11 protein-coding genes and 1 pseudogene are annotated in these 13570 nt (G+C 47.9%); 5 read left to right on the top strand and 7 right to left on the bottom strand.

From position 1 onward, the window contains the following. Window positions 1–123 precede the first annotated feature (123 nt). The 4 genes from SHK35_RS05090 to SHK35_RS05105 form a co-directional block, all read right to left on the bottom strand. Window positions 124–1089, bottom strand: a complete 966-nt coding sequence (locus SHK35_RS05090) for a substrate-binding domain-containing protein (RefSeq protein WP_318708907.1) — start codon at window positions 1087–1089, stop codon at window positions 124–126. Beyond that, window positions 1086–2843: a cache domain-containing sensor histidine kinase gene (locus SHK35_RS05095; RefSeq protein ID WP_318708908.1), complete on the bottom strand. Its 1758-nt coding sequence runs from the start codon at window positions 2841–2843 to the stop codon at window positions 1086–1088. Before SHK35_RS05095 ends, SHK35_RS05090 begins: the two co-directional genes overlap by 4 nt. Further along, entirely contained in the window at window positions 2840–4417 is a 1578-nt protein-coding gene (locus SHK35_RS05100; protein ID WP_318708909.1) for a response regulator transcription factor, read from the bottom strand. Before SHK35_RS05100 ends, SHK35_RS05095 begins: the two co-directional genes overlap by 4 nt. Before the next feature lie 187 nt (window positions 4418–4604). Then, window positions 4605–6512, bottom strand: coding sequence for a sensor domain-containing diguanylate cyclase (locus tag SHK35_RS05105; RefSeq protein WP_318708910.1), 1908 nt, complete (start codon window positions 6510–6512; stop codon window positions 4605–4607). Window positions 6513–6909: 397 nt separating this feature from the next. Here SHK35_RS05105 and SHK35_RS05110 point away from each other — a divergent pair, with 397 nt between their 5' ends. The 4 genes from SHK35_RS05110 (at window position 6910) to SHK35_RS05125 (ending at window position 9564) form a co-directional block, all read left to right on the top strand. Further along, a complete protein-coding gene (locus tag SHK35_RS05110; protein WP_318708911.1) occupies window positions 6910–7839 on the top strand; it encodes a HAMP domain-containing sensor histidine kinase in 930 nt (309 codons plus the stop codon). 5 nt (window positions 7840–7844) lie between these two features. Beyond that, window positions 7845–8123, top strand: coding sequence for a hypothetical protein (locus SHK35_RS05115; protein WP_318708912.1), 279 nt, complete (start codon window positions 7845–7847; stop codon window positions 8121–8123). A 117-nt stretch (window positions 8124–8240) separates the two neighbouring features. Beyond that, a complete protein-coding gene (locus SHK35_RS05120) occupies window positions 8241–8525 on the top strand; it encodes an autorepressor SdpR family transcription factor (RefSeq protein WP_318704763.1) in 285 nt (94 codons plus the stop codon). Further along, complete coding sequence (locus SHK35_RS05125; RefSeq protein WP_318708913.1) at window positions 8509–9564, top strand: SdpI family protein; 1056 nt, start codon at window positions 8509–8511, stop codon at window positions 9562–9564. Before SHK35_RS05120 ends, SHK35_RS05125 begins: the two co-directional genes overlap by 17 nt. Here the strand turns inward: SHK35_RS05125 and SHK35_RS05130 are convergent. The 3 genes from SHK35_RS05130 to SHK35_RS05140 form a co-directional block, all read right to left on the bottom strand. Then, window positions 9534–12050: an excinuclease ABC subunit UvrA gene (locus SHK35_RS05130; RefSeq protein ID WP_318708914.1), complete on the bottom strand. Its 2517-nt coding sequence runs from the start codon at window positions 12048–12050 to the stop codon at window positions 9534–9536. The genes SHK35_RS05125 and SHK35_RS05130 overlap by 31 nt on opposite strands. A 209-nt stretch (window positions 12051–12259) precedes the next feature. After that, window positions 12260–12907 carry a hypothetical protein gene (locus tag SHK35_RS05135; RefSeq protein WP_318708916.1) on the bottom strand — a complete coding sequence of 216 codons (648 nt, stop codon included), beginning with the start codon at window positions 12905–12907 and terminating at the stop codon, window positions 12260–12262. A 129-nt stretch (window positions 12908–13036) separates the two neighbouring features. Next, entirely contained in the window at window positions 13037–13354 is a 318-nt protein-coding gene (locus SHK35_RS05140) for a hypothetical protein (protein ID WP_318708917.1), read from the bottom strand. Window positions 13355–13375: 21 nt separating this feature from the next. Between SHK35_RS05140 and SHK35_RS05145 the strand changes: the two are divergent. Continuing rightward, window positions 13376–13570 (top strand): annotated as a pseudogene (locus tag SHK35_RS05145) (hypothetical protein); the annotation flags it as partial.

Genomic DNA, 13570 nt, shown 5'->3' on the forward strand with positions numbered 1-13570 from the left:
ACCTCCTTAAAGTATTTTGAGGGGAAGGAGTCCCCCCCTCACCGTTTACAATCTCATTATAGGAAAGTATTTTTAGAAAAGATATACAATTATTTACGAAAAGGGTTAAAAAAACTATTTAAATTAGTCAAAGAAAAATAACATTTTCTGACATTCCGGTTCAAACATATTCTCCCTGGTCACGATCTTGACAGAGGTATCCACATCGCTTTCCTGCACGTTATTTCCCGATGCCAGAATAGAGGCTGCCTCCACTCCCAGATATCCCATGGCATAAGGATTTTGCACAATCAGCGCATCCACCTCTCCCGTTTCCAGCATCCCAACGGAAACCGTATTGGAATCAAAAGCCACCACATGAATGGCATCCTTTACCTCCAAATCGCGGATGGCCCACCCCACGCCCAGGCTGGTCCACTCGTTAAAGGTGACAATCACATTGATCTGGGGATTTTCCTTGATCAGCTCTCTGGTTCCTTCCCTGGCGTCCTCCGTGGTGGATACCACGTTTATGGTAGTAATCTCCTTCACCCGTGGGCTTTCTTCCATAATTTCCCGAAATCCCTGCTCCCTCTGCTGCCCGTTGGCAGAATTTACATCATAGTTCACGATGCCTACATAAAGCTCCTCCTCGTCAGTATGCAAAGCCGCCTGGGCCGCCTGTCTGCCCGCCTCCACATTATCTGTCCCAATCCGGCAGCTCACCTGATCGCTGTTTACGTCGCTGTCTATCACCACAATTTTGATTCCCCTCTGGGCGGCCTCATTGATCACCTGGGAATTGGCATTATAATCCACAGCGGAAAAAACAATCACCTCTGCCCCGTTGTCCATGGCTTCCCGAACCAGCTGATTCTGCCGCTCATAGTCCTCCTCCTTTTCCGGCCCGGTAAGGGTAAGACTCAAATTATATTCCGTAGCCGCCGCATCCGCTCCCGCATATACCGTTTTCCAAAAGGTACTGGAGGTAGACTTGGTGATCACCGCAACATAAGATTTGCGGTTTTCCCCTCCCTGGGTGCAGCCGCAGACAAAAAAGACAAGCGCAGTCACTGCAAGCAGGCAAATCCCTTTTCTTCCCTTTCTCATCGACTTTCTCCCTTCTCCACAGGATCAGGGGCCTTCACGGACCCGGTATAGGTTTCTACGTCCTCTCTTTCCAGCTTCGGCATCCGGATCCTTACCGTGGTTCCTTCATCCAGTTCACTTTCTATCTGTATCCCGTAGCTTTCCCCAAAGTAAATCTGAATCCTGTCATTGACGTTCTTAATACCGATACCGGCGCTCTCTCCGGGTTCCTTCTGCAGGATGCTGCGGCACTGCTCCTTCGTCATTCCCACACCGTTGTCCTCCACCTCAAAAACCATATCCCTTCCATCCGTATAGGCCCGCACAACAATCTGCCCTTCATCCACCATCCGGTTAAGGCCATGGTAAATAGCGTTTTCAATAATGGGCTGCAAGGTGATTTTATTGCAGTAATAGGAAAGGCATCCTTCTTCCACCTGAAATTCATAATTGAATTGATTTTTATATCTGAATTTTTGTATTTTCAGGTAGCTTCTTGCATGTTCCAGCTCCTTCTCCACCGTAATCAGCTCATGGCCTTTGCTGATGCTGATCCGAAAAAGCTTCGCCAGGGCGTTTACCATTTCCACCGCGTCCCTGCTTCTTTCCTCCTCGCACAGCCAGCCGATGGAATCCAGCGTATTGTAGAGAAAATGTGGATTGATCTGAGCCTGCAGCGCCTTAAGCTCCGTCTTTCTCAGCGTGATCTCCTCTTGTCTGACCTGATTCATCAGGCTCTGGATTCGTTTCACCATATGTCCAAAGGACTGGGACAGAAATTGTATTTCCCCGATGCCGCCCATGGGGCTGTAGGAATAGCCTGCGGCGTTTTTTTCAAATTCCCCCATGTCGTTCACCAGCTTTTGAATGGGTTTGGAAACCACACAGGACATAATATAGCTGCTGACGAAGGTGACAAAGAAAATGATCACCAGTATCACAATGACAATTCCAAAAACCTCGGTCTCCTTAGCGGTAACCAGCTCGTTTATGTAGCTGACTCCCACCACGCGCCACCCGTAATTATCCAGGGTTTTTACGGCATAAATCACCTGCTGTTCCTGATAGGAGCCGTCCGCTCTTCCCATGACGTCTGCTGTGGGCTCACTTTTCAGCCCGGAATAGATCAGCTGCTGCTGGGGATGATAGATAATCTCCCCGTCCATATCCGTAATAAAGCAGTAGCCGTGCCGCCCTATGCCTACGTCATCCACATAATCCGATATTTTGGAAAAGCGGATGTCGATGACCACTCTGTTCTTTTTGCCGTTTTCCCCCTCTATTTCCTGCAGCACAGAAACCACCCAAGGATATTCGTTCACCAGCATGGACTCCACATGGGGCTTGGAAATATAGATGGCTCCCTGTTCATATTCCGGCGCCTCCACATAGGATAAATTTTTCAAATAATTCTCCTTGAAATCATACTTTCCCGTATATGCGCTTAAAAGCTCTGCATTTTCATCATACACATAGATAGCCACCAGATCGGAGCGCACGTTTGTAAGGGTTTTTAAGGTATCCTCTCTCTCCTCCTTTTCCATCCGGTAGCTTTCCTCAATCAGCGTCATGATCTCCTTCATGTCCTCTATGTAATTTCCCACCGTGTTTGACACCTGCACCACCGTCTGCTCACTGCTGGTTGCAGCATTCTCTTCCATGCTGTTTACATATACGGACATGAACACAAACGCTGTGGACAAAATGATGATGGTCACCAGCGACACCACCAGCATGGTGATAATATGGGAAAGAGACAAATTGCTTTTCTTCATAGCCCCTCCTGCTGTTCTCCTATCTGCTGCCGCATGGCGTTGGGAGATATCCCGCAGTACTTCTTAAAGCAGTAGCTGAAATAATGCTGATCGTTATAGCCGCACTTTTCCGCAATTTCCCTGACCTTCATAGAAGTGCCCGTAACCAGCTCCCTGGCCCGCTCCATGCGCTTTCGAGTCAGCAGGTCTACAAAGCTCATTCCCGCCTCCTTTTTGATCAGGGCGCTTAAGTAATTGGGACTGACATTAATTCTTCCGCTGACCCCCACCAGAGACAAGGCCGGATCGGCGTACTCCTTTTCAATCAGGTACATAGCCTGCTCGCACATGATCTGGCTGCTTTTTTTCTTCCCGGCATTTACAAGCTCCCTGGCCTCCAGACAGACAGATATCAGCTGCTCCTTCATCTCCCCGTAGGAGCCTTCCACAAAGGTAAGCCTTTTCATCAAGGTAATCTCATCCGTCACCGCGCAGACAATGCGAAAAATAGAGGAAAACATCTGCATCATGAGAAATTTCAGCTTGATCTGCACATTTTCCCCTCTCATGCCCTCAAACAATTCCTCCAGGTACTGCTGCAGCTCCTCCCTGGAGCCTCCCCGTATGAGATTTTCCAGCTCTGTTACCACGTCCTGCATTGTGGACAGATCAAGAGAAGTCACCCGCTCCTCGTCCGCTATGTAGTGGATACTGCTCTTTTCTTTGGTATTGCTGTAGCCAAGGGCATTCATGGCTTCATTGTATGCCTCATGACAGCCGGTAAAATGCTCCTGTATCCGGCTGACTCCGATATGGCAGTGCAGCCCCAGAATACGCTCCGTGCTCTGTACAATATCCCCCACCATAATGTGAAGATACTTTTCAAAGGCTCCTTTTGTGGCTAAGAGCAGGGAAATTACCCGCCCTTCCATGTAGAAGCTGTAAAAGCCTGCATATTTCTTCAAAATCAGATCCACAGAATGCACCAGCTCCGGCGCCGTCCGGTTCACACCCTCCCCATCCTGCACCATGGTGGCAAGCACCACATACTGCAGGGCATTGCTTTTGCTGCGCACAAGTCCGCAGGCCACAGCCTGTTCCAAAAGCTGTTCCTCCCTGTGGGGATGGTCCAGCTTCCCATAGCTGTCCAGTAAAAGAGGCAGCACAAACTCATGAATGTATGTCTTTTCCTGCTTTCTTAAGTCAAATTCCTCAAAAATGTGGTCTATCTTCTTCTTAATGTTCTTAAGCTCCTCTGTCAAATCCCGCATGGAAATGGGCTTTAACAAATAGCTGATAATATTGTACTGTATGGCCTGCTGGGCATAGGAAAACTCGTCGAACCCGCTCAAAAATGCGATCTGTGTGGTGGGACGGATTTCCCTTACCTGCCTTGCCAGCTCTATTCCGGAAACAAAGGGCATACGGATATCCGTAAGAAGCAGGTCCGGCTCCTTTTTCTCCACCAGCTCCAGAGCCTCTATGCCGTTTTCCGCTTCTCCGATCACCTGAAAGCCTATGCTCTCCCAATCCACCTTTCTGATAATCGCCTTTCTCAATTCTTCCTCGTCATCCGCCACAACCACCGTATACATCCGTGTTCTCCTTTCCCCCATACTGCTGAAAAACAGGTGCTTTTACAGCTTTTATTTCTTCTATTATAAGGGATTATTGTGCACTTTGTATACTTTTTTCTATTATTTTTTACAAAAAATAAGCCATGCGCCCATATAAGCGTATGACTTATCCGTATGCAGAGGGTTCCTTATGGGCTGCGGCTTATCAGCGCCGTTTTCCTCTTTCCCTGTAATATCTCTCCTTGTCCGCGTACATCTGCCGCTCTGCTTCCTTCATCAGCCGGCTGACGGAAGCCACCTTTTCCGTCCATTGTACCCCCACAGACACATCGTAGCCCTTCTCCCTTGCCGCCTGCTGCACCCTCGCCGCCATCTCCAGGACTTCCTCCTGACCTTTCCCCGTCACAAAGATCAAAAATTCGTCTCCGCCAATGCGGTAGGTGGTTTCCTCTCCAAATTCCCTTTTGATTTCCCCAGCAATATTTTTGAGCATTTCATCTCCGGCCGCATGGCCCTTTTCATTATTCAGCTCATGCAGGCCGTTGGCGTCCAGATAAATGCAGGCTAAAGACTTTCCCTGCAGCTGCTGGTAAAAGCTGATATCCCTTTCAAAGCGGTTGCGGTTTAACAGCCCCGTGAGCACGTCGATCTCCCCCATCTTCCTTGCAATGGTGTAAGACTGCATATTGTGATAGAACATGGAAAAGCTGAAGGTAACGCTTTTGAGCTGTTCATAATCCACCCATTCCAAATCTGTATTGATAATCCCAAGGGCGCCGATCAGTGCTTTATTAATATTTTCAACCGGGATAACCACCAGGTTTTTAAGCTTTTTCTGCTTGAATATGCTGTAAATCTCTTTTCCTGCCTGATAAGCCTCTATTTCATTGAAAACGACCAGCTCCTTTTGGTTTTCCCGGAAATAGTCCTGAAAAACACTCTGATCCTTGATATCCAGAAAGGAATCCTCCCCGGTGTCTGGATCCTTTTCCCATAGGTATAGCTGGGACTGTGTTTCATCCAATACCGTCTCAAAAAAGGCGCACTGGGACGCGGTCATCTCTGCAACCTTCTCCAGGGCAAGACCTACATTTTCACTTTTGTGGTGAGCAATGAATAAAAGCTGCTCCACATCATGCACATTGCTGATCAGCTCCAGCCGTTTCTGCTTTTCCCTGGTCTCCTGTCTCACATATTTTAAAATCCAGATCAGATAAAACAGGAAAAAAAGAAACTCAAGGGCCAGAAACAGATAGAACACTTGCCGGATATGATATGCGTCCTCATAGACAATACTTTCAGGAACAGAAATTGCAAGCCTCCACTCGTTTATCTCCAGGGGCTCATAATATAAATATAGATAGTCCCCTATGGTTCTTGACACAAAGACAACATAACCTGTCTCTCCTGCAAAAATATCCTCTGCAAACTGTTCCGGCGTGTAGCCGGCCTTCATCCTGCGGCTTCCCAGATCAATTAAATTGCCAAGGGTTTTATGCCAGGTGTCCATAATAAAATCTCCGGTATTTCCGTCGATCACATACACTGAGGCATTTCCGCCGAATTCTTCCGCCTTCCACTGATAGGGCAGCGTCTGCAGATCTATCACACCGTATAACACCCCTGCCACAGCTCCGTCCCGCTCAATGGGCACGAAGCTGCGCAGAATATAGCTTTCGGAATCAAGCAGGTCAACCGTCTTGTCGGATATGTGGGCCCCTTTTGCGGCCTCCTCCTCAAAGGAAAGCACTCCGGAAGCATCTACGATCTCACCATTGTTTAAAAGAACGCGGTCGCCCGGCAGTAAGATTTCCAGGCGGGATAAGATATCGCTGGCTTTATACTCATTTAATATCTGGATGGTTTCTTCGCCCTCTATGTCTTGATAATTTGCCAGGATAGCTGCAATTACCTCCAGCTGATTTTGGTCGCTTGTAATATGCTGCATGATATCCTGGGATAAATTCTGCGCCGCTTCATGAAGCTGTTCAAAGCAGCTTTCCTCAGAAATTTCATTGATCCGATACATCAGGGCAATAGACAGGCATCCAATCACCACGGCGAGAAACAGCGTAAAAATCATAATTTTACGTCTGTGTATCCACCTTCTCATTTTGTTTCACGGCCTTTCCAATCAAATTTCCACATTTCTTTTATTGTAATGAATATTCAGCCGCATTACAAGATGATTTCCTCAAAAATCTAGTGCTTTTTTCCCATTTATTTTTGTGGTTGATTTTTTCGCCGCTGTTTTAAGAAATATATAGTTTTCAACTTTTGTTAACAAATCTTTAACATCTATATGCTATACATAAATAAGAAAAACACCGGGAGGTGAATTTTGTGTTTAAAATATTAGTAGTGGAGGATGACCGGGAATTGAATAAGACCGTATGATGCCGGACATAGATGGATTTGCATTTGCCAAAACCGTGCGGGAGCTGAATCAGGAAATCCCTATCCCAAAAAGACCTTTACCCGTTCTCAGCTGATGGATGAAGTTTCTCAATATGGTGACAAGAACCACAGGACTGGAGTTTACACAGACCCTCATAGAGCAGGCCGCCAAGATCACTTTTTTGAATGTAATTTTATTGAGCCTGCTCTGTACGGTGATAGACGGTATCAGGCGTAAATTTATGATAGACCGTCCGGTAAAAAAAATTGTAACTGCCGCAGAACAGCTGATGAAGGGAGACTTTTCCATACGAATCCCTCCCTTTCACGGCGTGTATTCTATGAGCGGGTTTGAAGTGATCGCCGATTACTTCAATCAGATGGCTAAAGAGCTTTCTGGAACAGAGACCCTTCGGACGGACTTTATTGCCAATGTATCTCACGAGCTGAAAACGCCTCTGGCAGTGATTCAAAACTACGGCACGATGCTTCAGCAGCCTGATCTGCCTGAAGAAAAACGGATGGAATATGCCAAGGCCGTCACCGATGCCTCCAGGCGGCTTGCCAGCCTGATTACCAATATTCTTAAGCTGAATAAGCTGGAGAATCAACAGATTTACCCCAAGGCAGAAACCTATGACCTGGGTGAGCAGCTGTGCGAATGCCTGCTTGCATTTGAAAGTGCCTGGGAGGAAAAAGAACTGGAGATCGAAACGGATGTGGAAGAGGATGTACTGGTAAACACAGACGCACAGCTGCTGTCTTTAGTCTGGAACAACCTGTTTTCCAATGCCGTTAAATTTACAGCGCCCCACGGCAGAGTCTCCCTTTCCCTAAAGACCGAAGGAGATTTTGCCGTTGTACAGGTGTCGGACACCGGCTGCGGCATTCCCCCGGAGGTCGGCAGACATATGCATCCTGTTAGAAAGGAAGATTGGTTATGGAAAACAGGAAGGATATTTTCAATTACACCTATTCTGCAAAACAGCAGGAGGAAATTCAAAGCATCAGAAGCAAATATCTGCCTCAGGAGCAAAAAATAGATAAAATGGAACAGCTGCGCCGGCTTGACAAGAGCACCACAAAAAGGGGCACCATTATCTCTATTGCCACGGGAATCCTTGGCTGCCTGCTTTTGGGAGTGGGCATGTGCTGCACTATGGTGTGGATGGGAAAGTGGTTTCTTCCCGGAGTCATTATTGGAATCGTGGGGATTGCAGCTATCGCTATAGCCTATCCGCTGTATACCCGTATCACCAAAAAGGAACGGGAAAAGGCAGCGCCTCAGATTTTAAAGCTGACCGAGGAGCTGGAAAAACCGGAATAAAGACTTTCTCTGCAATTACCACATAAAAATAACAAAAACCTTCTTGACAAGCTCCATCTCTTGATTTATCCTATAATTAACAATTAGGTTAAATGTTAAATAAGGAGAATACCATCATTGAGCCTGCAAACAACCTTAAAAGCGCTGTCGGACCCCATCCGGCGGGATATTTTAGAAAGACTGAAAAAGGGCAGAATGTCCGCCGGGGAAATCGCAGACTGCTTCCCTGTGACCGCCGCCTCCATTTCCAGGCATTTGTCCGTTTTAAAGGAAGCCGATCTGGTGCGGGATACCAGGGAGGGAAAATATATTTATTATGAATTAAACGCCTCCGTGCTGGAGGAAATTATGCTCTGGGTCACACAGCTGAAGGGAGAATCTGACAATGAAGGAGATGCTTAAGAATTATAAAGGAAAACTGATACTGTCGTCCTTGGTGACGCTGCTTCCTCTCTTTGCAGGCATTCTGTTTTGGAGGGAAGCGCTGATATTGTCCGGCTCTTTTTTGGCCGCTCATCTGCTTTGTTTGTTTTTTGTATTTCATGATAAGAAAAACAGGAATCAAAGCAAAAAGGCCCTGGGGCTTGTTTTCTGGCTCTGTCCTATGATGTCTTTGTTTTGTACGGCCTGCACCTATATGGCTCTTTCAGAGACCGACGCCTCTTATGTGCTGATGACTCTTATGTGTTTCGGATTCGGCCTGCTGTTTGTAGTATGCGGCAATTATTTTCCCAAATTCCGGCAAAACAGCACCATGGGCATCCGTATCAAATGGACGCTGCAAAACGAGGAAAACTGGAACGCCACCCACAGGCTGGGCGGAAAGGTCTGGGTGGTCTGCGGCCTTTTCATGATGGTCTGCGGCTTTTTTGCCAGCATTCGCCTGTCCGACTCTTTTTCCCTTTTCCTTTCTGCCGCTGTCTTCCCCCTGCTCATTGTGGCAGCCGTGCTGATTCCCTGTATTTACTCCTATGTCTATTACAAAAGACAGGTAAAGGAAGGGAAAGTGGAAAAAAACGGAAGGACAAAGCCCAAAAGCGCTGCGCTGACCATAGGAATCCTGTGCGCCGTGGCCCTGTATCTTTTCTACGTCCTGTTTACAGGAAATATGGAAATCGCATACGGGGACACCTCCTTTACCATTGAAACAGGAAATTGGGAGGATCTCACCATAAGCTATGAAGAGATCGAGGAAATCACATACTTTGAGCAGGACCCCTCCCACAGTGTGTCCGGCACAAGAACCAATGGTTTTGGCAATTTTAAAATGTCACTGGGCTCCTTTTACAATGAGCTGTACGGAAATTACACCCGGTACTCCTTTGTGGACTGCGATGCCTGCGTTGTACTTAAGGTAAACGGCGAAACAGTAGTCTTAAACGGGCCGGACGCAGAGAGCACAAAGGAAATTTATGAGCTTCTCCTGGGAAAGGTCAAATAGCTTCCCGTTATACTGTCGGGATTTTGGGCGATCCGGGAGGGAGTTCCCACCGCAATGATTCTCCCTCCCTCTTCTCCGCCTCCCGGTCCCATATCAATCATATAGTCCGCATTTCGGATCACGTCCAGATCATGCTCGATTACAATCACCGTCGCGCCGTTTTCTATCAGGGTCTGGAATACCTTAAGCAGCGTCTGCACATCCAAAGGATGAAGCCCGATGGTGGGCTCGTCAAATACAAACACCGTATCCCACTGTCCCCTTCCCATCTCGCTTGCCAGCTTCAGCCGCTGGGCTTCCCCGCCGGATAGACTGGGTGTTGCCTCTCCCAAGGTCAAATACCCCAGTCCCAGACTTTTTAACACCTGCAGACGCTGACGGACGATTTTTAAATCTCCGCAGGCCTCCAAAGCCCTGTTGATATCCATAGCCATCAGCCCGGGAAGGGAGTACGCCTGTCCCGATTTCTTTTGATACCGTATCCGGGCCGCCTCCCTTGCATACCGGGAGCCCCGGCAGTCCGGACAGGGAATCTCCACATCCGGCAGAAACTGCACGTCCAGGCTGATCACCCCGGTTCCGTCGCACACCGGACAGCGCAGTCTGCCCGTATTATAGGAAAAATCTCCCGCCTTAAAACCAAGATTCCTGGCATCCGGGGTTTTTGCATAAATTTTCCGCAGCTCGTCGTGCACATTGGCATAGGTAGCCACCGTGGAGCGCACGTTTATGCCGATGGGAGCGGCGTCAATGAGCTTGACCCTCTCAATCCCCTCCGCCTCTATCAAACGCACATGCTCAGGGAGCTTTTTCCCCTGACAGGCCGCCTCCAGCGCAGGAATCAGGCTTTCCAGAATCAGGGTGGTTTTTCCGGAACCTGACACTCCCGTCACCACAGTGAGCCGTCCCTTCGGAATCTCCACCTCCAGCGGATGCACCGTGTGAATGGCGCCGGTGGACAAATGAATTTTCCCCAGTTCAAATATTTCATCCTCCGCTGCGCACTGTCTGACCTGGACCTGAGCCGCGCCAGAGAGAAAGGGACCGATTTTGGATTTTTCATTATCCGCAATATCGGCTATGGCGCCCGAAGCCACCACCTCTCCTCCCTCCGCCCCGGCCCCTGGCCCCAGCTCTATGATCCAATCGGCCTCTCTTAAAACCTGGGTATCATGGTCTACCAGAAGCACCGAGTTTCCGTCCGACACCAGGTCCTGCATGACCCGGGTCAGACCCACAAGATTGGAGGGATGCAGTCCAATGGAGGGCTCGTCCAGCACATACAGCACCCCTGTAGTGCGGTTTCTCACTGCCCGAGCCAGCTGCATCCGCTGTCGTTCTCCGGTGGATAAGGTGGAGGCAGCCCGGTCAAGGGTCAGATAGCCAAGGCCAAGCTCCATAAGCCGCCTGGCCACCACAAAAAAGGACTGGCAAATGCTCTTCGCCATAGGGCGCATTTCTTCCGGAAGGGAAGCAGGCACTTCCTCCACCCACTTTATCAGCTGGCTTAAGGACATTTTACAGGCCTCATCCAGTCCGATTCCCCGTAGCCTTGGGGCCCTTGCCGCCTGGGATAAGCGTGTGCCGCCGCAGTCCGGGCACACATCCTCCTTCAAAAACTTTTCCACCCGCTTCATGCCCTTTTCATCCTTGACCTTGGCCAGGGCGTTTTCCACGGTATAAACTGCATTGTAATAAGTAAAATCAAGCTCTCCGGCCTGATTGCTGTTTTTGGAATGATACAGAATATGCTTTTTTTCCGCAGGCCCGTTATAGACCATATCCTTTTCCTGATCCGTCAAATCCCGGAAAGGCACGTCCGTGCGCACTCCCATCTCCCTGCAGACGTCGGTCATCAACGACCACATGAGCGAATTCCACGGCGCCACAGCGCCTTCGTCAATGGTAAGGGATTCGTCCGGCACAAGGGAATCCCTGTCCACAGTGCGCACAATGCCCGTTCCCCCACAGGTACGGCAGGCTCCCTGGCTGTTAAAGGCCAGCTCCTCCGCCCCCGGGGCAAAAAAGGCCACGCCGCACTCCGGGCAGGTCAGCTCCTGCTCCGCCGCCACTGCCAGCGTAGGCTCCACATAATGGCCATTCGGGCAGCGATGGCTGGACAGCCTGGAAAACATCAGCCTGAGATTGTTTAAAAGCTCCGTTCCCGTGCCAAAGGTACTGCGGATACCGGGAACCCCGGGCCGCTGGTGTAGGGCCAGCGCCGCCGGAACGTACAGCACCTGATCCGCATCCGCCTTTGCAGCCTGGGTCATGCGCCTTCTGGTGTAGGTGGACAAAGCCTCCAGGTAGCGTCTTGAGCCCTCGGCATACAGCACGCCCAGGGCCAGGGAGGATTTCCCCGAGCCTGACACGCCGGCAATGCCTACAATTTGATTTAACGGCACATTCACATCAATATTTTTCAGATTATGTACTCTTGCGCCACGGATCTGTATTTCCTTTGGCGCGCCGGATTTTTCTTTCATAGCTAAAACCGCCTTTCGGTTCATTGTACCACGCAGGTCCACACGGGGGCAAGAAACAAGGACTATTGATAAACTCCTAATACACCATAATATTTGTTTACCGTGGAGGTATCCTTCATATATTTTCCTACTCAAGAGCCCATCCAATCTGTATATCTCCTGTCTGGTCAATGTAATTCCAATGCAGATCGTCAGAATCCGATAACCGTTCAAACAGATTCCGTATTTACCAAATCCATACAGTCCACATATTGACTGCCGATTTTAAATGCGTAAAAGCTTCTGTGCTCTGCCGCCATGCTTTCCTCTGTACTTTCTGACTGGTTATTATCCTGAAAATAGGCTGGCAAATAGGTTTCGTCCATATGCAGATCATCCCTTGTCATGTTTTCAAGATAAACATACAGGATAGTGCTGGCATCCTCCATTATAATGGCGTACTCGTACCTGTCTGACCAATCCGCCAAAGCCACATATGCTTCACTGGAGAAATTATCTTTATCAAAATACAGCTGGTTCGTCTGTCCCGCATAGCTTAGCTGCTCTGCGGCCAGTCTCTCCATTTCCTTTGTAAATTCATCCGTATTGTATTCCTTTTTCAAATAAATCTGACAGACAGGGGAAAATATTTCATCTCTGAACTCATAGTAAAATTCCTCTGAAATACTTTCTATTTCTTTGTCCGGAAATACAATCAACGGGCTGTGGACATCTTCCCCCGTAAATTCTCTGTATCCGTCACTGCCCTGCAGCACCGTTTCCGTTCCGTAAATCAAGTCATCAGCCGCCATAGCACAGCCTGTGATCTGCATACAAAAAATACCCACAAATAAAAGCATTATAATGTTCTTTTTCATAAAATAAATCTCTCCCTCTCTTTTGTCTGCTTCTTTCAACTCCTGTTTGATTTGATACAGTCATATTTTTTCAAACTTTACTTTAATAGAAAAGTATTTGTATATAAATTATAATATCATGCCCATACATCACAAAAGCATCATCTTTAAATTTTTCATATCTTTTTGCGATATATTTTCTTCAGCATCTGCTATCATATCCTCTGCAAGACAAAATTCATTTTCTCCAGCTAAATATATTGTAACACCAGGACGCGGAACCATACCAGTTGGACCTGCACCAGACACATAATATGTTATGATAATTACATCATCCTTTTTATCATTATTTATATAGGCGTTTGCGAAACGCCAGAATCCGCATAAATACGGGATTCTTTTGTTGCTAAAAATAAAAATCTCCTCACGGTTTGTGGTATAATGGAGTTGCTGAAAACCATAAATCACATCCCGAAAGGAGACACTATTATGATAACACAAAAGCAGCTCACTTTGGCAGATATTTTTGAAGATTGTCAGGAAATTTTTGAATCCGACAAACCTCAGTTTCTTACTCTTCTTGAAAACCACATCGACCTAGATGAAATTATCGAAGAGCTGATATTCAGAGGTTTCCTGTTCAAAGCTATGGCAAAAGACGGAATCAAATCTGCAATTATTGTA

The organism is Candidatus Acetatifactor stercoripullorum (genome assembly GCF_944382095.1).
In the GTDB taxonomy this organism is placed as follows: Bacteria; Bacillota; Clostridia; order Lachnospirales; family Lachnospiraceae; genus Acetatifactor; species Acetatifactor stercoripullorum.